The organism is Microbacterium sp. WCS2018Hpa-23 (assembly GCF_031843845.1).
Lineage (GTDB): Bacteria > Actinomycetota > Actinomycetes > Actinomycetales > Microbacteriaceae > Microbacterium.
Map to the genome: position 1 here is coordinate 99,598 of NZ_JAVTIZ010000001.1, position 22,969 is coordinate 122,566.

Genomic DNA, 22,969 nt, shown 5'->3' on the forward strand with positions numbered 1-22,969 from the left:
CGCCGCGCCGGGAGGACAGGGAAATCGGCTATGCTCGTAACCGTCGCGACTGGCGTCTGGGTGGACTACCACCGGGGAGCGACTGACCACGGAATTCGACCGCGCGCCTGGGCCGATAGGTATACCCCTTTCGAATCCGTTGTCAGAGGAGCATGTCATGACCGACCGTTACTTCAACGCCCCGCTCGCCGAGGTCGACCCCGAGATCGCTCAGGTCCTCGATCGTGAGCTCCAGCGCCAGCAGACGTTCCTCGAGATGATCGCATCCGAGAACTTCGTCCCCGTCTCGGTGCTGCAGGCGCAGGGCTCCGTGCTCACGAACAAGTACGCCGAGGGCTACCCAGGCCGCCGTTACTACGGTGGCTGCGAAGAGGTCGACGTCGCGGAAGAGCTCGCGATCCAGCGCGCGAAGGAGCTGTTCGGCTCGGAGTTCGCCAACGTCCAGCCGCACTCGGGAGCATCCGCCAACGCCGCGGTGCTGCACGCGATCGCGCGCCCCGGCGACACGCTGCTCGGCCTCGCCCTCGACCAGGGCGGTCACCTGACCCACGGAATGAAGATCAACTTCTCGGGCCGTCTCTACGACATCGTCGCCTACGGCGTTGACCCCGAGACCTCGACGATCGACATGGACGAGGTGCGTCGCCTCGCGATCGAGCACAAGCCGAAGGTCATCATCGCCGGCTGGTCGGCGTACCCCCGCACGCTCGACTTCGCCGCTTTCCGCGCGATCGCCGACGAGGTCGGCGCGCTGCTCTGGGTCGACATGGCGCACTTCGCCGGCCTCGTCGCCGCGGGCCTGCACCCGAACCCGGTGCCGCATGCACACGTCGTCTCGTCGACCGTGCACAAGACCATCGGCGGCCCCCGTTCGGGATTCATCCTGACGAACGACGCCGACCTCGCGAAGAAGATCAACACGGCCGTCTTCCCGGGGCAGCAGGGCGGACCCCTCATGCACGTGATCGCCGCCAAGGCGACCGCGTTCAAGCTCGCGGGCACCCCCGAGTTCAAGGAGCGCCAGGAGCGCACCCTGCGCGGCGCATCGATCCTCGCCGAGCGCCTCTCGCAGCAGGACGTGAAGGACGCGGGCATCGGAGTGCGCTCGGGCGGCACCGACGTGCACCTCGTGCTGGTCGACCTTCGCGACGCCGACATCGACGGCAAGCAGGCGGAAGACCTCCTGCACGACATCCACATCACCGTCAACCGCAATGCGGTGCCGAACGACCCGCGTCCGCCGATGGTGACCTCGGGCCTCCGCATCGGAACCCCGGCACTTGCGACCCGCGGTTTCGGTGATGCCGAGTTCACCGAGGTTGCCGACGTGATCGCGCTCGCGCTGCTCCCCGGAGCCGACGTCGAGGCCCTCCGTGCTCGCGTCGACGCGCTCGCCGCACGCTTCCCGCTCTACCCGGAACTGCAGCAGTGACCGCGCAGATCCTCGACGGCAAGGCGGCATCGGCCGCGATCAAGGCCGAGCTGACCGAGCGGGTCGCCGCGCTGAAGGCGAAGGGCATCGTCCCGGGCATCGCGACCGTGCTCGTGGGTGCCGACCCGGCATCCCAGCTCTACGTCGGCATGAAGCACCGTCAGTCCGAGGCGATCGGGATGAACTCGATCCAGCGCGAGCTGGCGGCCGATGCCACGCAGGCCGACGTCGAGGCGCTGATCGACGAGCTCAACGCCGATCCGGACTGCCACGGCTACATTGTGCAGCTGCCGCTGCCGAAGCACATCGACACCGATGCGATCCTCGAGCGGATCGACCCGGCGAAGGATGCCGACGGCCTGCACCCGACCAACCTCGGCCGGCTCGTGCTCAACGTCAACAACCCGATCCACACTCCGCTGCCGTGCACGCCGCGCGGTGTGATCGAGCTGCTGCTGCGCAACGGCTACGACTTCGCGGGCAAGCACGTCGTGGTCGTCGGGCGAGGCGTGACCATCGGTCGCTCGATCGGGCTGCTGTTGACCCGCCGCGATCTCAACGCCACGGTCACGCTGACGCACACCGGCACGGTCGACATGCCGCGCTACCTGCGTGAGGCCGATGTCATCGTCGCCGCCGCGGGCGTCAAGCACCTGATCCGTGCCGAGGACGTCAAGCCCGGTGCTGCCGTGCTCGATGTGGGCGTGACTCGCGAGACCGACCCCGAGACCGGCAAGAACCTGGTCTTCGGAGACGTGCACCCCGGCGTCGCCGAGGTCGCGGGATGGGTCTCGCCCAACCCCGGCGGCGTGGGTCCGATGACCGTCGCGCTGCTCATGACCAACGTCGTCGAGGCGGCGGAACGCCTCGTCTGACCCTCATCGGTGCCGATCTGCGCATCCGGTCCCGATCTGCCGACTTCTCCCGCTGGTTCGTCCGCGAACCGGGGCGAGGTCTGCAGGTCGGGACCGTCTGCGTTCAGCCGAGTTCGTCGAGCATCCGGCGCTGCTCGGGAGTCAGGCCGTCGTGGAGCTCCTCGCGCGCCTCGGCGGTGGCCGGTGCGACGGGAGAGGCGGGCGCCGTGGAGGCAGGAGCGGACTTCTTGCCTGACACCCTGCCCTGAACCGCGTCGTAGAGCTCGCCTGCCTTCGCCCGCAGCTTGTCGTCGACCTGGTCGTAGATCATCCAGCCGAAGAGCAGGAACAGCGGAGGAAGTGCGTAGCTCCAGAAGCCGGAGGCGCGGACGCCGCTCAGCCACACGACGGCCACCCAGATGAGGAGCTCGACGAGGTAGACCAGGACGTACTGCACGACTTTCTCGCCGGTCTTGGTGCGGTCGGCTGCGGACTTGGCGGCCGCCTTGCGGAACGCGCCGGTGAGCAGCGGCTTCACGAACAGCGCCGCGAGAGTCAGGATGACCGAGGCCCAGAGCGCGTGGAACCCGACGGAGACCCCCGCAGACAGCAGGCCGATGAGCAGCAGCACCGCGACGTTGAACACGTAGAGGGCGGCGAACCGGACGATTCCGTTCTTCATCCGACCAGAATTCCACACTCACGGATGCCGTGGCACCTCTCTGATGAGTCGGGAGTGCTCAGCGGGCAGGGAAAGCCCGCTCGACCGCATCCACCACCGCGTCGTAGACGGAGTCCCACGGGACGAGCGGGGGAGTGACGCCGGCGAGCTCGAGGCTCACGGCGCCATGCACCTGCGCCCAGACGGTGAGGGCTGCGGCCATCACGTCGGGCTCGTCGACGCGTGCCGCGAGTGCGCGCACCAGGGGCGCCATCGCCGTGCTCATGGTCGCGTCGTCGGGGCGGCAGTCTGCGGTGGCCACCCCGCCTCCGAACATGAGGCGATAGAGCGCCGGGTTCGTCATGGCCCACGACCGGTACGCGAGTCCGAGGGAGCGCAGCCCCTGTGGTTCGGCTGCCGCCTGTGCGTCGCCGAACGACGCGAAACCGTGCTCGATGACGGCGACGAGCAGCTCGGTCTTGCCGCCGAAGAGGGCGTAGACCGCTGAGGTCGACGTACCGGCGTTCTGCGCGATGTCGCGCAGGCTGATCCGCTCGGGGCCCTTGTCGTCGACCATTTCGGCGGTCGCATCGAGGAGGCGGCCGCGCAGCGCGTCGTCGTACAGAGGAGGTCTTGCCATGGGGTCGAGCTTACCGTAACGTTGTTGCATAACGCAGTTACATAACAACGTTCCAAGGAGTGCTCATGGCCCAGCAAATCTTCCCCGGTCGATTCACCGCATCGTCGGAACGCTCGGACGTCACGGTATTCCTGATCGGGATGCGGGCGAATCGGTGGTGGCAGCTGGGGCGAGTGATGCGCACGGCCAGCAGGATGCCGCCGATGCTGCGGCATCTCGCGACGCATCAGGACGCGGGGATGCTCGGTGCCCACAGCTGGTTCGGTCGCACGACGATCCTGCTGTCGTACTGGGAGAGCCCGGAGCATCTGCAGCGCTTCGCCGCCGACCGCGATGCGCCGCACCTGCAGCCGTGGCGCGACTTCATGCGCACGCTGCAGGGGAGCGGCAGCGTGGGCGTCTGGCACGAGACCTACCAGGTGCCGGTGGCCGACCTCGAAGCGGTGTACGTCGACATGCCGGTGTTCGGGCTCGCGGCGGCCACGTCGCATGCCCCGGTGGGGCCGGGAACGAAGACAGCGCGCCAGCGGCTGGGCCGATGACGCGCTGTCCTCTGCGAGGGCTCAGGGCTGCGGGTGCAGGCTGCTCTCGATGTTCGTGATGCGTGCCTGCTCGTCGAAGCGGAACGTCGCAGTGCCTGTCGCATCGGCGACAGTGGCGCCCGAGAACGACTCGTCGGTCCAGGTGAGGTTCCACCCTGCGAGACGAGCGGCATCCCAGACCGCGGTCCGGGCGTCGGACATCGCGAGGCCCGCCAGGATGCGGGGCAGGACGATCGCCGCGGATGCGACGGTGAGCGGGGCGAGCGGCGCGTCGAGCAGGAACACCGCATACGTGCCGCCACCGACCGGTGCGAGGTAGTACGGCGCACGACCGGTGAGCTCGACGGCCACGGCGCCGACCGTGTGGGCCGCCCGCGTCATCCACTCGGCATCGCCAGATGCGTCTTCCGGGAAGGGGAGCTCGGTCTGGCTCAGCTCGGCGATGCCGTGCTCGGTGCCGTAGTCGCGCAGTTGCGCGGCGACGCCGGCGGAGTCTCCCTGCGGGTGCGCCCACGCCCAGAGCAGCGAACGGGGTCCTGGCGCGATCGTCGCGACGAGGTGCGCGCGGGTCCCGAGCTGGCGCGAGGCGTCGTCATTCGACGTGAACGTGAGGGTTCCGGCGGACATGTCCGCATCCCAGCGGTTGTCGCCGAGGCTCTCGAGCGCGGTGGCCAGAGCATCCTGACGGAGGGCGGAGAACAGTGCGGCACGGTCTGCGAGCGGCTGGAGCGCGGCGAAGGTCATGCCCCCAGTCTCGCCCGGATTGCTATGAATCCGCCAACTCCTGGCGTGCGGACACCGCATCCGCAGGGCGGCCCATGCGCCAGACGCTCGGCACCAGCAGTGTCACCACCGCGATTGATGCGTAGAGGATGCCCGAGGTGATCAGGACCGTCTCGACGTCGCTGTGCGTGATGAGCCAGCCGTACACAAGGGTGCCGATAGGCATCACGACGAAGCTGCCGAGCATGTCGTAGCTCGAGACGCGCGACAGCTTGTCGCCGGGCACGTTCTCCATCATCGCGAGGTTCCATCCGGTACTGAACACCTCGGCTCCCGCGCCGGCGATGAACGCGGCGATGGCCAGGAGGATCACGGCCGGGTGCACGCCGAGGACGGTCAGCGGGATCGCGAACGCGGCCATGCCGACCATCCCGTAGCGCAGCGGGCGCTTCAGCGGGAACCACATCAGGATGAGCGTCATCAGCAGGATGCCGACGCCTTCGGCGCTGACCACCCAGCCCCATCCGGAGATGCCCAGCCGCTCATCGTTCTTCGCGATGTACGGACCGACGACGCCCCAGGCGCCGATGTGGATCGCGTTCATCACCATGAAGGCAAGCACGATCACCCACAGCCAGGTGCGCCCCCAGAACTCCTGCCATCCGACGCGGAGGTCATGGAACATCGTGGTTCCGCCCGCGTGATCAGGAGGGGGGAGTCTGACCATCGCCAGCACGGGGATCGCGATGATCCAGCCGATCGCCTGCACGACCATGGCCCAGGCGGGACCTGCTGCCGCGACGACGATGCCGGCGATGATAGGGCCGCCGATGGTGGTCGCGGAGCGCACGAACGACAGCATCGCGTTCGCCTGCTGCAGGTGCTCGGCGGAGGTGAGCTGCGGGATGATCCCCTGCATCGCCGGCAGCACGAACGCGGTGGAGGCTCCGTTCACGACCGACAGCAGCGCGAGCAGGGGAACCGTGGCGGTGCCGCTGAACAGGAGCGCCGCCATCGCCCCGACGGTGAGGATGTCGATCACGTAGCAGGACTGGATGATGAGCGCGCGCGGCAGCCGGTCGGCGATCACTCCGCCGAACAGCAGGAAGACGATGTTGCTGATCGTGAATGCTGCGAGCACGAGCGACAGGGAACGCGCGTCGTTGTCGATCTCGAGCACCGCGAAGGCCAGGGCGATCGACGACATCGACCCGGCGATCAGCGTGATCGCGCGGGCGAGGAAGAACCAACGGAATCCCTTGTCCTGCATGGCGGCGAGGGCGCGGATCATGACGGCGCCTCGCTTCTCTGCATCCGTCAATCCTGCCACCGTTCGAATCGCGCGAATGACCCGAAAAGCACTCGGGATAGGGTCAATCGCGCGATTCGAACGGAGGTGTCAGTAGCTGGCGCGGGTCGCGTCGTCGGAGGCGGGGATGAAGCGGGCGGCGAGAGCCTCGGATGCCCGCGCGAGCATCGCCACGTCGGCGCCGACGGCGACGAAGTCCGCGCCCGCGGCGACGTAGGCATCGGCCGCTGACGGGTCGAAGGCGTTGACGCCCACGGGCTTTCCTGCGGCTTTCACCGCTGCGAAGACATGCTCGACCGCGCTGACGACGTCGGGGTGGGTCTGCTGACCCAGCAGCCCCATCGACGCCGAGAGGTCGGAGGGCCCCACGAACACCGCATCCACGCCGTCGACGGCGGCGATCTCGGCGGCGGCCTCGACCCCCGCGGCCGTCTCGATCTGCACGGTCAGTGACGTGTGCCGAGCCGAGTCCTGGAGGTACCGGTCGACCCTGTTCCAGCGGGCGCTGCGTGCAAGGGCACTGCCGACTCCCCGCACGCCCTCCGGCGGGTAGCGCGTCGCGGCGACCGCGGCGCGTGCTTCCTCGGCCGACGACACCATCGGCACGATGAGATTCTGCGCACCGAGATCGAGGACCTGCTTGATCGCCACCGTGTCGTTGGACGGCACGCGCACGACCGGGGTGATCGGGTACGCGGCGACGACCTGCAGCTGCAGCAGCGTGGACTCGAGCGTGTTCGCCGAGTGCTCCATGTCGATCAGCAGCCAGTCGAGACCGGATCCTGCGACCACCTCGGTCACGAGCGGGCTGCCGGAGCAGGCCCACATGCCGATCAGCGAACGGTCGGCGGAGGCGAGCTGCTCGCGGAAGGAGGGGCTCAGATGAAGCGGCATTCGATCGTTCCCATCGGTCCGTAGTCGCACAGCACCTGATCGCCGCGCGATACCCACATCGGGCGCGTGAACGATCCTGCCAGGATGATCTCCCCGGCTTCCAGACGCGCGCCGTGCTGGTGGAACTTGTTCGCCAGCCATGCGACGCCGGCGGCGGGGTGTCCGAGAACGCCGGCGGCGACGCCCGTCTCCTCGATCTCGCCGTTGCGCGAGAGCACGCCGGGCACCCAGCGCAGGTCGATCTCGTCCGGGCGCTTGTGCACCGTGCCGAGAACCATCGCACCGTACGCGGCGTTGTCGCTGATCGTGTCGACGATCGTGCGTCCCTCGAGCTCGATGTGCGAGTTCAGAACCTCGAGCGCCGGCACCGCGTAGTCGATCGCCGCGAGGGCGTCGTCGAGCGTGCAGTCGGGACCCTCGAGCGGATGCTTCAGCACGAAGGCGAGCTCGACCTCGATCCGTACGTTCGAGAAGTGGTCGACCGGGATCTCGGCGCCCGATTCGTACACGGTGTCGTCGAACATCACGCCGTAATCGGGCTCGGTGATGCCGGTGGCCTGCTGCATCGCCTTGGATGTCAGGCCGATCTTGCGGCCGACCAGTCGGCGCCCCGCGGCGATCTGCGAGTCGCGCCACACCCCCTGGATCGAATAGGAGTCCTCGACCGTGGCCTCCGGATACCGCGCGGTGATGCGCGGGATCACGGAGTGGTTCCGGTCGGCCTCGGCGAGTTCCGCGGCGATCTGCGCGACGGTGTCTGCGGGCAGCATCCGTGTCTCCTTCGTGTCCGTGCGTTTCATCTCGGTGCTTCGCTCGTCGCTCAACGACCGGCAGTCGATCGTTGAGCGAGCGAAGCGAGACGACACGTGTGTGTGGGTGATTCAGAGCTGGTGGCCGAGCTTGTACTCGCCCTGCTTGTACTCGGGCATGCCCTCGTCGTCATCCGGGCGGGTGTACGAGAACCCGTCGGCGCCGATCGTGACGGCCATCTCGGAGTTGTCGGTGCGGGCGATGACGGGCTGGGGGTTGCCGTCGAGGTCGAGAACGAGCGAGGCCTCGGTGTACCAGGAGGGTACGACCGGGTTGCCCCACCAGTCCCGACGCTGGTTGTCGTGCACGTCCCACGTGATGACCGGGTTGTCGGGGTCGCCCGTGTAGTAGTCCTGCGTGTAGACCTCTACGCGGTGGCCGTCGGGGTCGCGCAGGTACAGGTAGAACGCGTTCGAGACGCCGTGACGGCCGGGGCCGCGCTCGATCGCGTCGGAGCGGCGCAGGGCGCCGAGCTTGTCGCAGATCGCGAGGATGTTGTGCTTCTCATGCGTCGCGAAGCACACGTGGTGCATGCGGGGCCCGTCGCCGCCGGTCATCGCAGTGTCATGCACGGTGGGCTTGCGGCGCATCCAGGCGGCGTACACGGTGCCCTCGTCGTCCTGGATGTCCTCCGTGACGCGGAAGCCCAGGTCCTGCATGAACTTGACGGCGCGAGGCACATCCGGGGTGACCTGGTTGAAGTGGTCGAGACGCACGAGCTCGCCGGGGATGTGCAGGTCGTAGCGCCACGACATCCGCTCGACGTGGTCGGACTGGTGGAAGAACTCGATCGGGAATCCGAGCGGATCGACCACGCGCACGGAGTCGCCGACCCCCTTGACGAAGCCTTCCGGGTTGCGGCGCACATCGCAGCCGAGTTCTGCGTAGAACGCCACCGCGAGGTCGAGGTCCGAGGCGTCGCGCACGCGGTACGAGAAGGCGGCGACGGCGGCGATCGGTCCCTTGCGCAGCACGAGGTTGTGGTGGATGAACTCCTCGGTCGAGCGAAGGTAGATCGCCTCGTCGTCCTCTTCCGTCACGTACAGCCCGAGCACATCGACGTAGAACACCCGCGATGCGGCCAGGTCGGTGACGACCAGTTCCATGTAGGCGCAGCGCAGTACGTCGGGCGGCGTGCTCTCGGGGGTCGGGACGGGGTTGTCGGTCTGGATCGGAGCCTCCTGGCTCACGTAGTAGCCCGATGAGGTCAGCGTCTTCGCAGTCTTGTCGGTCATGGCAGCGTCCTTGCTCAGTTCTTGCCGAAGGTCGGGTTGTGGGCACCGCCGAGCGTGATGTGCACGCTCTGCTGGTCGGTGTAGAAGTCGATCGAGCGGTAGCCGCCCTCATGACCGAGGCCCGAGGCCTTGACCCCGCCGAACGGGGTGCGGAGGTCCCGCACGTTGTTGCTGTTGAGCCACACCATGCCGGCCTCGACGGACTGAGCGAAGTTGTGCGCGCGCTTCAGGTCGTTGGTCCAGATGTAGGCGGCGAGGCCGTACTTCGTGTTGTTCGCGAGCGCGAGCGCCTCCTCGTCGGAGTCGAACGGCGTGATCGCGACGACCGGACCGAAGATCTCCTCCTGGAAGATGCGGGCGTCGGGGGAGACGTCGGCGAACACGGTCGGGGCGACGAAGTTGCCCGTATCGAACCCCTCGGGGCGTCCACCGCCCGCGACGAGGCGGCCCTCGGTCTTGCCGATCTCGACGTAGCTCATCACCTTGTCGTAGTGCTCGGGGTGCACGAGTGCGCCGACCTCGGTCGCCGGGTCGTGCGGGTAGCCGACCTTGACGCGCTTCGCCTGCGCGGCGTAGCGCTCGACGAACTCCTCGTAGATCGCGCGCTCGACGAGGATGCGGGACCCTGCGGTGCAGCGCTCGCCGTTGAGCGAGAACACACCGAAGATCGTGGCGTCGACCGCCGCTTCGAGATCGGCGTCGGCGAAGACGACCGCGGGCGACTTGCCGCCGAGCTCCATCGAGAGGCCCTTGAGGAACGGGGCGGCGTTGCCGAAGATCAGCTGTCCGGTCGAGCTCTCGCCGGTGAACGAGATGAGAGGCACGTCGGGGTGCTTCACGAGGGCATCTCCGGCATCCTCGCCGAGGCCGTTCACGAGGTTGAAGACGCCCGCGGGCACCCCCGCCTCTTCGAAGATCCCGGCCCAGAGCGACGCCGAGAGCGGCGTGAACTCGGCGGGCTTCAGCACGACCGTGTTGCCGGTCGCGAGCGCGGGGCCCAGCTTCCACGACTCGAGCATGAACGGCGTGTTCCACGGCGTGATGAGGCCTGCGACGCCGATCGGCTTGCGGTTGACGTAGTTCATCTGCTTGCCGGGAACCTTGAAGGCGTCGTCGGACTGGGCGACGATCAGGTCGGCGAAGAAGCGGAAGTTCTCGGCGGCGCGGCGTGCCTGGCCGAGGGCCTGCGTGATCGGGAGTCCGGAGTCGTACGACTCGAGCTCGGCGAGACGGGCGTCGCGCGACTCGACGATGTCGGCGATCCTGTGCAGCACGCGCGAGCGCTCGCGGGGGAGCATCCGCGGCCACGGGCCCTCGTCGAACGCGCGCTTCGCTGCGGCGACGGCGAGCTCGATGTCGGCCTTCTTGCCCGCCGCAGCAGTCGTGTAGGTCTTGTTCGTCACCGGGTCGAGCACATCGAAGGTGTCGCCGTCGACCGAGTCGACGAACGCGCCATCGATGTAGTGCTGGATGTGGTCGGGGAGGTCGGCGGGGATGCGGGAATCGGTCATGACTCGTCTCCTGAGTTGTGGTGAGAACGTGCGTGGAGCGCATCGAGGAAGGCATCCCTCGTGCGAAGGCGGTGGTTGCGGGCGGCGAGCTCGATCTCGAGAGCGTCTGCGCCCGTGCGGATCAGCTCGAGGATCTGCGTGTGCTCCTCGACGGAGTGCTGAGCTCTGCCGGGGACGTAGGCGAACGTGGAATCCCGGATGCCCGAGAGTCGCGCCCACCCGCGGTGGACGAGATCGAGCAGGTGCGGATTGGGGCACGGTTCGAACAGCAGCGAGTGGAACTGCCGGTTGAGCTCGGTGAAGGCGTGGGCGTCGAGGTGGCCGAGCATCTGCGTCATCCGCTCGTTGACGGCTTCGGCGGCGTCGAGCATCCTGTCGTCGAGCAGGGGAGCCGACAGTGCGGTCGCCGCGCCTTCGACCAGGCCCAGCGTCTGCATGGTGTGCGCGTATTCGCTCTCGTCGACGAGCGTGACCCTGGCACCGACGTTGCGCTCGAACGTCACGAGGCCTTCGGCTTCGAGCCGACGGATGGCTTCGCGCACCGGCACGACGCTCATGCCGAGCTCTTCTGCGAGCGAGCCGAGCACGAGGCGATAGCCGGGTCCGAAGGTGTGCCCTGAGATCCGCGAGCGGATCCAGGTATACGCCTGCTCGGATTTGCTGGCGTTCGCGATCGTGCTCATGACCGCGAACCCGCGTCGGATGCCGAACCGGTCGCCGCCTCGTACTTCTCGCGCCACGCGGAGTTGAGCGGGAAGAGCCCGTCGACCGGGTGACCGGCGGCGACCTGCTCGGCGATCCAGGCGTCTTCGATCTCCTGCGCGAGCGTGTCGTCGGCGACCTGCGCGGCGAGAGCCGGCGGGATCACGATAGCCCCGTCACCGTCGCCCACGATGATGTCGCCAGGCTGCACGGTCGCGCCGCCGCACGAGATGGTGATGTCGGAATCCCATGGCACGTGCTTGCGTCCGAGGACAGAGGGGTGCGCACCCTGCGAGAAGACCGGTAGTCCGATCTCGGCGACCGCGTCGAAGTCGCGCACGCCGCCGTCGGTCACGACGCCGGCGGCGCCACGGGCGCGAGCGCGCAGAGCGAGGATGTCGCCGAGCGTTCCGGTCGTCGCGTCGCCCCTGGCCTCGATCACGATGATCTCGCCCTCGTCGACCGAGTCGAAGGCGCGCTTCTGCGCGTTGTAGCCTCCGCCGTGGGTCTTGAAGAGGTCCTCACGGAACGGGACGAATCGCAGCGTCTTCGCGGTGCCGACGATCTTGCTGCCAGGGATGTTCGCCGCAACGCCGTCGATGAAGCACGAGTGATGCCCCCTCTTTCGCAGCTGGGCCGAGAGGCCGGCAGTCGGCGCCTCCATCAGCTTCGCGCGCAGTTCGGGGGAGAGTCCCGGCTCGGTCGACTCCGGCGGAAGGCCGGCCTCTTCGCGGGATCCCCAGGCTTCGGTGCGCTGCAGGTCGTCGACGGCGGGGAGCGACCCGAGGTCACGATCGAAGGGAACTTCGCCCTGGGTGACGGTGGTCACCAGGCGTCCGGACGAGGGGGAGCCCTCGGCATCCGGCGCATCGACCTCGATCTCGACCACGTCACCGGGGACGATCACCGATGATCCCGCGGGAGTGCCGGTCAGGATGACATCGCCGGGCTCGAGCGTGAAGTGCTGCGAGAGGTCGGCGACGAGCTGCGCGAGCGGGAAGATCAGCCCGTCGGTCGTGTCGTCCTGGCGCAGCTCGCCGTTGACCCAGGCGCGGACGCGAAGAGCTGAGGGGTCGACGGTGTGCGCGTCGATGAGCTCGGGTCCGAGCGGGGTGTACCCGTCGCCGCCCTTGGAACGGACGTTGGAGCCCTTGTCGTTGGCGCGCAGGTCGTAGAGCCCGAGGTCGTTCGACGCGGTGACCCATCCGACATGAGCCCAGGCGTCTTCGAGGGAGACGTTCCGCGCTGCGGTGCCGATCACGAGGGCGATCTCGCCCTCGAACGCGAGCAGCTCGGTGCCGGCGGGGCGTTCGACGGTGCCGCCGGAGACGCCGACGGAGCTCGACGGCTTGAAGAAGTAGGAGGGGGCTGCGGGCCTGCGCCCTCGCTGATCCGCACGTGAGGCGTAGCTCAGGTGGATCGCGATGATCTTTCCGGGGCGGGTGATGGATGCCGTCACGGTGCGCCTCCTCGCGCTTTCGTCGACGCCTTGTGCGTCGTATTCGAAATCATATATCATCGTGTCACCCCTCGGCAAGCAACTCGAATCACTCGCGAGCGAGCCGTGACAATGCAGTCACAATCAAAGGAGACACCCCTATGAGCGGGCAGTCACAAGTGGGTTTCACTCCCACCGGAACCATCGCGACCTCGGCAGACAGGCGCCGTGTCGTCTTCGCCACGGTCGTCGGAACCACCGTCGAGTGGTACGACTTCTTCATCTACGCCACGGCCGTCGGCCTGGTCTTCGGGCAGCTGTTCTTCGAGCCGTTGGGTGCGAACAGCGCCATCATCGCTTTCGCGACGGTCGGCGTCAGCTTCCTCTTCCGCCCGCTCGGGGCCTTCCTCGCCGGACACTTCGGCGACAAGCTCGGACGCAAGACCGTGCTCATGTGGACGCTGATCCTGATGGGGGCGGCGACCGCGCTCATCGGAATCCTGCCGACGTACGACGCGATCGGCATCACCGCACCGATCCTGCTGGTGCTGCTGCGTATCATCCAGGGCATCTCGGCCGGTGGCGAATGGGGCGGTGCGGTGCTGATGGCCGTCGAGCACGCGCCGCGCACCAAGCGAGGGATCTTCGGTGCGTCCCCGCAGATCGGCGTGCCGCTCGGTCTGCTGCTCGCGTCGGGTGTCATGGCGCTCATGACGGCGATCGCGCCCGGCGACCAGTTCGCGATCTGGGGCTGGCGCATTCCGTTCCTGCTCAGCGTCGTCCTGATCCTCGTCGGCTACTACGTGCGCCGCAAGGTCGAGGAGAGCCCCGTCTTCACCGAGCTCGCCGCGCGCAAGGAGAAGGCGAAGATGCCGATCGTGCAGCTGTTCCGCAAGCACCTGCTGCTCGTGATCATCGCGGCGTTCGTGTTCGCGGGCAACAACGCCGTCGGCTACATGACCACGGGCGGGTACATCCAGGGATACGCGACCAACCCCGAGGGCCCGATCGGCCTCGAACGCGGACCCGTGCTGTGGGCCGTAGCCGGTTCTGCGGTGACGTGGCTCATCACGACGCTGATCGCCGGCTGGCTGTCTGACCGCATCGGGCGGCGCACCACCTACGTCATCGGCTGGATCCTGCAGCTCGTCGGCGTCTTCACGCTGTTCCCGCTGGTCAACACGGGTGAGATCGGCCTGCTCTTCGCGGGTCTCGCGATCCTCACGATCGGCCTCGGCTTCACCTACGGCCCGCAGGCTGCTCTTTACACCGAGCTCTTCCCCGCCAGCATCCGCTTCTCCGGCGTCTCGATCTCTTACGCGATCGGCGCGATCGCCGGCGGTGCGTTCGCGCCCACCATCGCGACCGCGATCGTGCAGGCGACCGGTTCGACCCAGGCGGTCACCTGGTATCTCGCGGGCATGACGGTGCTCGGCCTGATCGCCACACTGCTGCTGCGCGACCGCTCCGGAATCCCGCTGGGGCCGGACCACGAGGAGGAGCAGTCCGTGAGTCCGATCTACGGCGTCGCCAGGGCCTGACCTTCTGCGCATCGCGCGGAGACACGGAGAACGCACGCTCGCATCCCGCGGGCGTGCGTTCTCGCTTCCCGGTGCTCAGCCCTCGAGTGCGTCGCGGATCGCGGATGCCGAGCGGCGGAGGCGGTCGGCGATCTCGGCGTCGTCGAGATCGGTCGCGACGTGCACCACGGCGATCGCCGCAGGGCGTTGACCGCGGAGAACGAGCGGCACTGCGACCGACTGCACGGTGGGGATGACCTCGTCGTGGCTCGTGGCATATCCGCGCGTGCGTGCCTCGTCGACGTCTGCGCGCAGTTTTGCTCGCGGGCCATCCGGCCACTGGGAGAGCGGGAGCTGCGTGAGGATCGCCTTGCCCGGTGCGCCGACGGTCACGGAGTGCCTCGCCCCCGGCCGCTGAGCGACGCTCGCGATCGCATGGCGAGGCTCGATGCTCGCGAGCGTGATGCAGTCGTCTCCGTCGAGCACGCCGAGGAAGCAGGTCATGCCGAGCTCGTTCGCGATCGTGGTCAGCTCCGGGATCGCCTCGGCCTGCAGGTCGTGCGCGACGCCTGCCGCGAGGGCGGCCATGCGCGGGCCGAGCGTGACGGAGCCCGAGGCGTCGCGCCCGATGAGTCGGTGGTCCTCGAGCGTGCGCAGCAGTCGGTAGGCGATCGAGCGATGCACGTCGAGCCGCACGGCGATCTCGTCGATCGTGAGGGGGGCGCGTGCGTCGGCGAGCACTTCGAGAATGCGGATGCCGCGGCTGAGGGTCTGCGAGGCCGGAGTGCCTTCGGGCATGCGTGCGCTCCCTTGCGTTGGTCGACGGGTGGCTCTAGGCTGTGTTCAATAGTAGAACGATCTGTTCGAATATAGAACACGATGCGTTCGATGGCAACACCTGACAGAGAAGTCCGGAAGGAATCGACGACGATGCAGTTCCACCACCACGGCTATGTCTCCGGAGACCCCCGCGTGAAAGATGCCGACGGCATCGGCACAGAACGGCCCGCAGACCTCCCCGACGAGATCGACGTCCTGATCGTCGGCTCCGGCCCGGCGGGCATGCTGCTCGCCGCGCAGATGTCGCAGTACCCCGATGTCTCCACTCGCATCATCGAGAAGCGTGAGGGGCGTCTGGTGCTCGGGCAGGCCGACGGCATCCAGCCGCGGAGCGTCGAGACGTTCCAGGCCTTCGGCTTCGCCGAGCGCATCATCGCCGAGGCGTACAACATCGGCTGGATGAACTTCTGGGGACCGAACCCCGAGCGGCCGAACGAGATCGTGCGCACCTCGCGGACGGCGGACTACGCCTACGACATCTGCGAGTTCCCGCATCTGATCGTCAACCAGGCTCGCGTGCTCGACTACTTCGCAGAGGCCGCGGCGCACGGTCCCGGCCGTATCGCACCCGACTACGGCATCGAGTTCGCAGGACTCACCGTGCACGACGAGGGCGAGTACCCGGTCGAGGTCGCGCTGCGATACGTCGCGGGGGAGCGGGCGGGCGAGGAGCGCACGATCCGTGCCAAGTACGTCGCCGGGTGCGACGGTGCGCGCAGCGGTGTGCGCCAGGCGATCGGGCGCACGCACGTCGGCGGCAGCGCCGCGCACGCGTGGGGCGTCATGGATGTTCTGGTCAACACCGACTTCCCCGACTGGCGCACCAAGTGCGCGATCAACTCGGAGGCGGGCAACATCCTGCACATCCCGCGCGAGGGCGGCTACCTCAGCCGGATGTACATCGACCTCGGCGAGGTGGCCGAAGACGACGACCACCGAGTGCGGCAGACGCCGATCGAGGAGATCATCGCCAAGGCCAACGCGATCCTCAGCCCCTACACGCTCGATGTGAAGGAGGTCGCCTGGCACAGCGTCTACGAGGTCGGGCACCGCGTCACCGACGGCTTCGATGACGTCATCGACGGGTCAGGTCGCACCCCGCGCGTCTTCCTGACGGGAGACGCCTGCCACACCCACAGCGCCAAGGCGGGTCAGGGCATGAACGTGTCGATGCAGGACGGCTTCAACCTCGGGTGGAAGCTCGGATCGGTGCTCACGGGGCGAGCGCCCGAAGCGCTGCTCGCGACCTACGGCGCCGAACGCCGACCGGTGGCACAGCAGCTCATCGACTTCGACCGGGAATGGTCGACGCTCATGGCGCGCAAGCCCTCGGAGATCACCGACCCGACAGATCTCGCGACCTATTACCTCGCGACCGCGGAGTTCCCCTCCGGGTTCATGACGCAGTACACGTCGTCCATGATCACGGGATCCGACGCGCACCAGGACCTCGCCGCAGGGTTCCCCCTCGGCAAGCGCTTCAAGTCGGCAGAGGTCGTGCGGGTGGGCGACGGCAACGTCGTGCACCTCGGACACCATGCCAAGGCCGACGGACGCTGGCGCGTCTATGCGTTCGGGGGCCGCGATGCCTCGACGCTCGACGCGTGGGCATCACAGGCGGGGCCGGTGCTGGCGCGCTTCACGCGGGCGGATGCCGATCAGGATGCCGTCTTCGACGTCAAGGCGATCTACCAGCAGCCCTATGAAGAGGTCGAGGTCACCTCTGCTCCCGCGCTGTTCCAGCCGAAGACCGGTCCGCTCGGGCTCACCGACTGGGAGAAGGTCTACGCCGCGGGGCCGTCGAAGTGGACGGAGACCGACATCTTCGAGGCGCGTGAGCTGTCGCGGGACGGCGTCGTGGTCGTGGTGCGCCCCGACCAGTACGTCGCGGCCATCCTGCCGTTGGATGCCGTCGATGAGCTGACGTCGTTCTTCGAGGGAGCACTGCTGCCGGCATCCTGAGCGCCCGCAGCATGACACGTGTCATGGCAAGGAGATGACACCGCCCTCCGGCGCCATCGTCGCCGCTCCGGAAGGCTGGAGGCATGAACAACACCTCCGTGGGCCGTCCGGTGACGCAGGCCGCCGATCGTCCGGCATCCGAAGCCTCGAACCATGATCCGGTCGTGCTCGAGCTGCGCGGCGTCACGCGCCACTTCGGCTCGGGCGACAGCCGCGTGCAGGCCGTGGCCGGCGTCGATCTGTCGATCCGCCGAGGGGAGGTCGTGGCACTGGTGGGGCCGAACGGCGCGGGCAAGACGACCACGCTCGACATCCTCCTGGGGCTGACACATCCGAGCACCGGCAGCGTCCAGGTGCTCGGGGTCACGCCCGAGCAGGCGACATCGAGCGGCGCGATCGGCGCGGTGCTGCAATCCGGCGGCCTGCTGGGCGACCTGACCGTGGGCGAGACCGTGCGCCTCATCGCCTCGCTGTACGGAGCAGAAGCCGCCGCACGCGTCCCCGAGGTCATGGCCCGTGCCGATCTCGAGAACCTCGCCCGCCGCCGGGTGTCGAAGTGCTCCGGTGGAGAGCAGCAGCGGGTGAAGTTCGCACTCGCGATGGTCTCCGACCCCGACATCCTCGTGCTCGACGAGCCGACAGCGGGCATGGACGTCACAGCCCGGCGGCACTTCTGGGATGTGATGCGGGCGGATGCGGATGCCGGTCGCACGATCGTCTTCGCCACCCACTACCTGGAAGAGGCGGAGCAGTTCGCGCGCCGGACGGTGGTGATGCACCGCGGCGCGATCGTCGCGGACGCCCCCACGGCACTGCTGCGGGCGAGTCTGGGCGAGCGGAGCCTCTCCGCGACCATCGATCCGGCCGATGCAGCGCTCGTCGCGACGCTGAAATACGAAGTCGGCGTCGTCGACGTGCGACTGGACGGGGACCGACTGAGCCTGCGCGCAGCGGACTCGGACGCCGCCGCCCGGATCCTCCTCGACAACGGCGCGCACGACATCGAGATCGCCGCCGCCACCCTCGAAACTGCCTTCACGGCCCTGACGGAGAACTGACATGCTCGTCTCACCCACCATGCTGCGCATCGAAGGCATTCGTCAGCTGCGCAACCCGTACACGCTCGCGTTCACGCTGGCGATGCCGGTCGCGATGTACCTGCTGTTCGGCGCGGGGATGGGCTACGGCTCGCTCTCTGCCGGCCATGGCAACGTCTCCTTCTCCGTGATGACGTCGATGGCCGCCTACGGCACGGCGGTCGCGATGAGCTCGCTGACCTCGCTCGCGGCGACTGAGGCGAAACAGGGCTGGGGTCGTCAGCTCGCGATGACCCCGCTGACGACCGCAGGCTACGCGCTGACCAAGCTGCTCACATCCGTCGTCTTCGCTGCGCTGGCACTGGTGGCGGTCTTCTCCGCAGGCATGATGACCGGCGCGCAGGTCGAGGATGCCTGGCACTGGGTCGCCACCGCGGCCATCATCCTCGGGATCGGCCTGATGTACGGGCTGTTCGGACTCGGCGTCGGCCTGTTCTTCAGCTCGGACTCCGCCGCGGCGCTGGCCTCGATCTCGATGACGTTCTTCGCATTCTTCGGCAATGTCTTCATGCCGCTCGACGGGGTGATGCTCGACATCGCCCGCTTCACGCCACTCTACGGTTTCGTGGCCCTCAGCCGCTGGCCGTTGACCGACGGTGTCCTCACCACGGGGCAGACGGATGAGCTGTGGATGCTGTTCCTGAACGTCATCGTGTGGCTCGGGCTGTTCGCGCTGCTGGTGACCATGGGGATGAAGCGCTCCCGGGCGCGGCAGTAGGAGCCCGGCACTACCCCTCGTCGATAGGTTGGACGGATGACGCAGCACTCGAAACGGGGATCCTCGGAAGCATCCGGGGAGGCCCGGCGGTTCGCCGCCCTGGGAGCCCCGCCGGCCGCATGGTCGGCACCGGGAGCGCGCGCCCCCCGTGGACCGGTCGGGAAGGATCCCTGGGCGCGGTTCGGCTGGCTGATGGCCGTGATCTGGCTGGTCTTTCTCGTCTATCCGGTGCTGGCGCTGCTGCGCTCCGAGGCACCGCCCGCGTGGATCGTCGTGGGTTGGATCGCGCTGGTCGCGTTCGTGGTGCTGTACGTCACCGGCTTCATGCACGGGATGCGCGGTGGGGGCGGGTTGGGGCGACCACCGACTGTGCGGCAGTGGGTCACGTTCGCGATACTCATCGTCTGCGCACTGATCTCCGTGCCGGCGGAAGGCGGGTCCGCGCTCAGCTTCCTTCCGTTCATCATGTCGTTCGCCTCGTACGGGCTGACGCGTGTGTGGCACTGGATCACGACGGTCGCCGCACTGACGGTCGCGGCGCTGTGCGTCTTCCTCCTCCCCGGAGGTCTCAGCTATCTGTCGGTGCTGGCGATCATCGGACTGTTGGGCGTGATCAACACGGTGTCGACCTGGCTCATCATCCGTTCGGGTGAGGCCGAGCAGCTCGGGCTCGAGTTGGCGACGAGTGCGGGGCGCGAATCCGTCGCACGCGACGTGCACGATCTGATCGGCCACTCGCTCACGGTCGTCGGTCTCAAGGCGCAGCTCGCGCGCCGCCTCATGGATTCCGATCCGGAGCGCGCGAAGGCAGAGCTCGCCGACATCGAGCGGCTGACCACCGAGGCTATCGCCGGGGTGAGGTCGTCGGTGTCCGGTGCGCGGGCGACCACGCTCGTCGAGCAGCTCGCGTCGTCTCGGGAGTCGCTCCGCGCCGCCGACATCGAGCTGCGGGTAGTCGGCGAGGCCGATGCCCTCTCACCGGTGCAGGCGATCACCGCGAGTTGGATCCTGCGTGAGGCGACGACCAATGCGCTGCGTCATTCGCAGGCTCGCACGGTGGGAGTGCTGCTGGCGCCCGGGCGGCTGGTGGTCGACGACGATGGGATCGGCATGGCCGAGGGGGCAGGCGATGGCGCGGGCAACGGCATCCGCGGCATGCGCGAGCGTGCGGCGGCAGCAGGAGCGGCCTTCATGATCGCCGGAGCGCGTGACACCGAGGTCTCGGGAACCAGGGTGGAGGTGACCTGGTGACGACCGCGAGCGAGGGGGCAGGCATCCGTCTGCTGATCGCCGACGACCAGGCGCTGGTACGCGGCGCACTGGGCGCGCTGCTCGATCTGGAGCCCGACCTCATCGTGGTCGGCATGGCCTCAGACGGTGCGGAGGCGCTGCGGCTCGCGGAGGAGCTGCGGCCGGACGTGTGCCTGATGGACATCCAGATGCCGGGCATAGACGGCGTGGAGGCGACGCGTCGGGTACGGGAGGCGAGCCCGACGACGCGCATCCTCATCGTGACCACGTTCGCGCGCCCCGGATATCTGCGGTCGGCCTTGGATGCCGGAGCCAGCGGGTTCATCGTGAAAGACACCCCTGCTGAGCAACTGGCGGAGGCGGTGCGTCGGGTGCACCGCGGGGATCGCGTGCTCGATCCGGCGCTCGCCGCAGACAGCCTGTTCGACGGAGCGAACCCGCTGAGCGAGCGGGAGCGTCAGGTGCTCCGTCTCGCCGCCGACGGCCGATCGGCCGCTGCCGTCGCGGCCGAGGTGTTCCTGTCGGCGGGAACGGTGCGAAATCATCTCTCCGCGGCGATCGGGAAGACGGGCGCGGCGAACCGGGCGCAGGCCGTGCGGATCGCGCTCGACAAGGGCTGGATTTGACGCTCATCCCTCGGGAGACGATGCGTTCCGTGCCCGCTCCGCCGCGGCCTGCTTCTGCCGGGCGAGCCAGGTGTGGTCGGCGATGGCTGCCCGGAACTCGGCGGAGTAGTCCCTTTCGTCGTCGGAGTGTCGGTGGAGGTCTCGCAGGTGGAAGGGCGACCCTTCGCGGTGGGGGCTGCTGCTGTCGATGCGCCGGGCGAGGTCGGTGAGGCTGTCGCGGCCCGTGTCGTGGTACCGGCGGCGCTCGGTGTCGTCGAGGCGGATCAGGCACGAGTCGTCGAGCATCGAGCTGATCGTGTACCGGGAGCTGAGGTAGAGGTCGCCGTGCTGTTCGACCAGGAACCACGAGCCGGGCTCATGGTCGACGTAGCGCATGGCCTCTCGCGCTGCGGCGATGCGAGCGGCATCGCCCCATTCCTCGACGGGTGGGATCGCTTCGTGGGGTCGTCGCAGTGCGGCATCCAGAGGGAGATGGTCGAATGTCGGTGAGGAGTCGCGATACAGGGTGAGACAGGCGACCCGACCGCACGCGGTGCACGTGACCTGGCTCTCCACTCGCTCCAACAGGGCGGAGTCGTGCAGGAGACGGAGGTCGGTGAGGGGAACTGGCCCGTCCCTGCTCGTGAGCACTCCTGCTTCGAGGCCGTCGATGAGGCGGTCGATCGTGCCGTCCAGATCGAAGAGATCGGCTTCGGTGCGTGCCACCAGCTCGCGGCACACCTGGCAGCCGTCGTGGGCCGGACGGCACGTGTCTTTCGGGTCTTCCACGGTGAAGGCCACCCGCTGGAGATCACCGGCTCGGCGGCCTCCGTACTTCACGAACTCCGGGCGCAGGTAGGCGGCGTCGAGCACGAAGTAGCGGTCGCCCTCTGCGAACCTCCACGGGACGTCGAAGCTCGCTCTGAAGTCGGCGAACGTCGCGCTGTTGCCGATCCCGGGGATCCACTCGGCCACGTCGAGTCCCCGCGGGGCGAACGAAGTGGGGGTGAGGTGCAGGATCACGGCGAAGACCGCGTCGTCATGCAGCACGATCTCACCACCGGATCCGAATCGCAGGTGCTGCGAGAGCACGACCGGCTCCCCGATCCGATACGCGGCCGTCTCTGCAGGTGCGGTGCCGAACTCAGCGATCAGATCGCTCACGGCGACGTCGCCCTGCGGCATGCCGAGTGCATCGATGATCAGCTGCACCCGGTCATGCTCTCGTCGTCGCGTCACCGGACCAGTATCCGTCACCGATGAGCACACGCGCGGCCAGTCATCGGGTTCGGGATGCGCCATCGCTCTGGCGGGTGTCGGAAGCCCCGCGTAGCCTGAGGGCCGATGGGCGCCGACGCCCACAGCGAGGAGCGCATGATGACTTGGAAGATCGAGCTCATCTTCGTGCCGGTGACCGACGTCGACCGCTCGAAGGAGTTCTACACGAAGATCGGATTCAACCCCGACCACGACCAGGTTCCGTACGAGGGGCTGCGCTTCGTGCAGATGACTCCGCCGGGGTCCGCCTGCTCGATAGCCTTCGGCACGGGGCTCGAGATTCCTCTCGAGCCGGGGCAGCAGAAGACGATCCAGGTGGTGGTGCCGAACGCCGATGAGGCGAAGGCACAACTGGAAGCCGTGGGCGTGACGACCAAGGGCGTCGAAGACCTGGGCTGGGGGCGCTTCGTCTGGTTCGACGACCCCGACGGCAACACCTGGACACTTCAGGAACTGCCGGACTACAGCGCGCAGGCCTGACGCGGCGGGAGGCCCGAGGTCAGCGTGCGGCGATCGTGCGTAGGGCCTCTGGTGCGCCCTCCGGAAAGAGCACGCGGACGCCGGACTCGATGTCCGCGAGGGGCACCCAGCGCACAGGACTGCCCTCGTCGAGGATGCGGAGCTCTGCGTCGAGAGGCACAGCATCGAGCGCTGCGGACGACACTGCGAAGACGTGCGCGATCTCATGCCCGGGTGCGCCCTCGTACATGAAGATGTTCTCGAAGACGCCGAGCGGCTCGGCGCCGTCGAGCTCGACGCCGAGCTCTTCCATGAACTCTCGCCGGAGCGCCTCCACCGCCGTCTCACCGAACTCGATCCCCCCGCCGATCGCGCGGAGGAAGTCGAGTCGGCGTGAGCGGTCGTGTCCTTCGAGGGCGAGCAGATGCCCGTCCTTCACGGGGAGGCCGACGGCGATGTTGCGGATGGCAGGCATCCCGGAAGGCTAA

The 22,969-nt window shown here is 68.1% G+C and carries 23 protein-coding genes and 1 riboswitch; of the genes, 10 read left to right on the top strand and 13 right to left on the bottom strand.

The window, feature by feature from the left end:
- The first annotated feature begins 35 nt into the window (after positions 1–35).
- Positions 36–120, top strand: a riboswitch (ZMP/ZTP riboswitch).
- Between the two features lie 37 nt (positions 121–157).
- The gene (gene glyA, locus RQG77_RS00440; RefSeq protein WP_311242933.1) at positions 158–1,432 is read left to right on the top strand and encodes a serine hydroxymethyltransferase; all 1,275 of its coding nucleotides are present in this window, start codon (positions 158–160) and stop codon (positions 1,430–1,432) included.
- A complete protein-coding gene (locus RQG77_RS00445; RefSeq protein WP_311242934.1) occupies positions 1,429–2,307 on the top strand; it encodes a bifunctional methylenetetrahydrofolate dehydrogenase/methenyltetrahydrofolate cyclohydrolase in 879 nt (292 codons plus the stop codon). Before glyA ends, RQG77_RS00445 begins: the two co-directional genes overlap by 4 nt.
- Before the next feature lie 103 nt (positions 2,308–2,410).
- On the opposite strand, the gene RQG77_RS00450 is transcribed toward RQG77_RS00445, so the two are convergent.
- Together RQG77_RS00450 and RQG77_RS00455 are read right to left on the bottom strand one after the other, a co-directional pair.
- Positions 2,411–2,968, bottom strand: coding sequence for a hypothetical protein (locus RQG77_RS00450; RefSeq protein WP_311242935.1), 558 nt, complete (start codon positions 2,966–2,968; stop codon positions 2,411–2,413).
- Positions 2,969–3,026: 58 nt separating this feature from the next.
- Complete coding sequence (locus RQG77_RS00455; protein WP_311242936.1) at positions 3,027–3,587, bottom strand: TetR/AcrR family transcriptional regulator; 561 nt, start codon at positions 3,585–3,587, stop codon at positions 3,027–3,029.
- A gap of 65 nt (positions 3,588–3,652) precedes the next feature.
- On the opposite strand from RQG77_RS00455, the gene RQG77_RS00460 reads away from it, so the two are divergent.
- Positions 3,653–4,129 carry a DUF4188 domain-containing protein gene (locus RQG77_RS00460; RefSeq protein ID WP_311242937.1) on the top strand — a complete coding sequence of 159 codons (477 nt, stop codon included), beginning with the start codon at positions 3,653–3,655 and terminating at the stop codon, positions 4,127–4,129.
- 21 nt (positions 4,130–4,150) lie between these two features.
- Here RQG77_RS00460 and RQG77_RS00465 read toward each other — a convergent pair whose 3' ends face one another.
- From RQG77_RS00465 to RQG77_RS00500, 8 genes are all read right to left on the bottom strand, one after another.
- Positions 4,151–4,873 carry a DUF6882 domain-containing protein gene (locus tag RQG77_RS00465; RefSeq protein ID WP_311242938.1) on the bottom strand — a complete coding sequence of 241 codons (723 nt, stop codon included), beginning with the start codon at positions 4,871–4,873 and terminating at the stop codon, positions 4,151–4,153.
- Between the two features lie 22 nt (positions 4,874–4,895).
- Positions 4,896–6,143: an MFS transporter gene (locus tag RQG77_RS00470; protein ID WP_311242939.1), complete on the bottom strand. Its 1,248-nt coding sequence runs from the start codon at positions 6,141–6,143 to the stop codon at positions 4,896–4,898.
- Between the two features lie 108 nt (positions 6,144–6,251).
- Positions 6,252–7,055 carry an HpcH/HpaI aldolase/citrate lyase family protein gene (locus RQG77_RS00475; RefSeq protein ID WP_311242940.1) on the bottom strand — a complete coding sequence of 268 codons (804 nt, stop codon included), beginning with the start codon at positions 7,053–7,055 and terminating at the stop codon, positions 6,252–6,254.
- Complete coding sequence (locus RQG77_RS00480) at positions 7,040–7,825, bottom strand: fumarylacetoacetate hydrolase family protein (RefSeq protein WP_311242941.1); 786 nt, start codon at positions 7,823–7,825, stop codon at positions 7,040–7,042. Before RQG77_RS00480 ends, RQG77_RS00475 begins: the two co-directional genes overlap by 16 nt.
- A gap of 111 nt (positions 7,826–7,936) precedes the next feature.
- Positions 7,937–9,100 (bottom strand): 3,4-dihydroxyphenylacetate 2,3-dioxygenase, encoded by a 1,164-nt coding sequence (gene hpaD, locus RQG77_RS00485; protein ID WP_311242942.1) that lies wholly within the window; start codon positions 9,098–9,100, stop codon positions 7,937–7,939.
- Positions 9,101–9,114: 14 nt separating this feature from the next.
- The gene (hpaE, locus tag RQG77_RS00490; RefSeq protein WP_311242943.1) at positions 9,115–10,611 is read right to left on the bottom strand and encodes a 5-carboxymethyl-2-hydroxymuconate semialdehyde dehydrogenase; all 1,497 of its coding nucleotides are present in this window, start codon (positions 10,609–10,611) and stop codon (positions 9,115–9,117) included.
- Complete coding sequence (locus RQG77_RS00495) at positions 10,608–11,294, bottom strand: GntR family transcriptional regulator (protein ID WP_311242944.1); 687 nt, start codon at positions 11,292–11,294, stop codon at positions 10,608–10,610. Before RQG77_RS00495 ends, hpaE begins: the two co-directional genes overlap by 4 nt.
- Entirely contained in the window at positions 11,291–12,772 is a 1,482-nt protein-coding gene (locus RQG77_RS00500; RefSeq protein WP_311242945.1) for a fumarylacetoacetate hydrolase family protein, read from the bottom strand. Before RQG77_RS00500 ends, RQG77_RS00495 begins: the two co-directional genes overlap by 4 nt.
- Before the next feature lie 140 nt (positions 12,773–12,912).
- On the opposite strand from RQG77_RS00500, the gene RQG77_RS00505 reads away from it, so the two are divergent.
- Positions 12,913–14,292: an MFS transporter gene (locus tag RQG77_RS00505; protein WP_311242946.1), complete on the top strand. Its 1,380-nt coding sequence runs from the start codon at positions 12,913–12,915 to the stop codon at positions 14,290–14,292.
- A gap of 75 nt (positions 14,293–14,367) precedes the next feature.
- Here RQG77_RS00505 and RQG77_RS00510 read toward each other — a convergent pair whose 3' ends face one another.
- On the bottom strand, positions 14,368–15,069 hold the full coding sequence (locus tag RQG77_RS00510; protein ID WP_311242947.1) for an IclR family transcriptional regulator: 702 nt from the start codon (positions 15,067–15,069) through the stop codon (positions 14,368–14,370).
- A 132-nt stretch (positions 15,070–15,201) separates the two neighbouring features.
- On the opposite strand from RQG77_RS00510, the gene RQG77_RS00515 reads away from it, so the two are divergent.
- The 5 genes from RQG77_RS00515 (at position 15,202) to RQG77_RS00535 (ending at position 20,765) form a co-directional block, all read left to right on the top strand.
- Positions 15,202–17,073 (top strand): FAD-dependent monooxygenase, encoded by a 1,872-nt coding sequence (locus tag RQG77_RS00515; RefSeq protein ID WP_311243451.1) that lies wholly within the window; start codon positions 15,202–15,204, stop codon positions 17,071–17,073.
- Positions 17,074–17,156: 83 nt separating this feature from the next.
- Positions 17,157–18,131 (top strand): ABC transporter ATP-binding protein, encoded by a 975-nt coding sequence (locus tag RQG77_RS00520; protein WP_311242948.1) that lies wholly within the window; start codon positions 17,157–17,159, stop codon positions 18,129–18,131.
- Between the two features lies 1 nt (position 18,132).
- The gene (locus tag RQG77_RS00525) at positions 18,133–18,888 is read left to right on the top strand and encodes an ABC transporter permease (RefSeq protein ID WP_311242949.1); all 756 of its coding nucleotides are present in this window, start codon (positions 18,133–18,135) and stop codon (positions 18,886–18,888) included.
- Between the two features lie 36 nt (positions 18,889–18,924).
- A complete protein-coding gene (locus RQG77_RS00530) occupies positions 18,925–20,139 on the top strand; it encodes a histidine kinase (RefSeq protein ID WP_311242950.1) in 1,215 nt (404 codons plus the stop codon).
- Positions 20,136–20,765: a response regulator transcription factor gene (locus RQG77_RS00535; protein WP_311242951.1), complete on the top strand. Its 630-nt coding sequence runs from the start codon at positions 20,136–20,138 to the stop codon at positions 20,763–20,765. Before RQG77_RS00530 ends, RQG77_RS00535 begins: the two co-directional genes overlap by 4 nt.
- Positions 20,766–20,768: 3 nt before the next feature.
- Here the strand turns inward: RQG77_RS00535 and RQG77_RS00540 are convergent, their stop codons facing one another.
- Entirely contained in the window at positions 20,769–21,983 is a 1,215-nt protein-coding gene (locus RQG77_RS00540; RefSeq protein WP_311242952.1) for a hypothetical protein, read from the bottom strand.
- 138 nt (positions 21,984–22,121) lie between these two features.
- Here RQG77_RS00540 and RQG77_RS00545 point away from each other — a divergent pair, with 138 nt between their 5' ends.
- Entirely contained in the window at positions 22,122–22,502 is a 381-nt protein-coding gene (locus RQG77_RS00545; protein ID WP_056311863.1) for a VOC family protein, read from the top strand.
- Positions 22,503–22,521: 19 nt separating this feature from the next.
- Here RQG77_RS00545 and RQG77_RS00550 read toward each other — a convergent pair whose 3' ends face one another.
- Complete coding sequence (locus RQG77_RS00550; protein WP_311242953.1) at positions 22,522–22,956, bottom strand: NUDIX domain-containing protein; 435 nt, start codon at positions 22,954–22,956, stop codon at positions 22,522–22,524.
- Positions 22,957–22,969 lie beyond the last annotated feature (13 nt).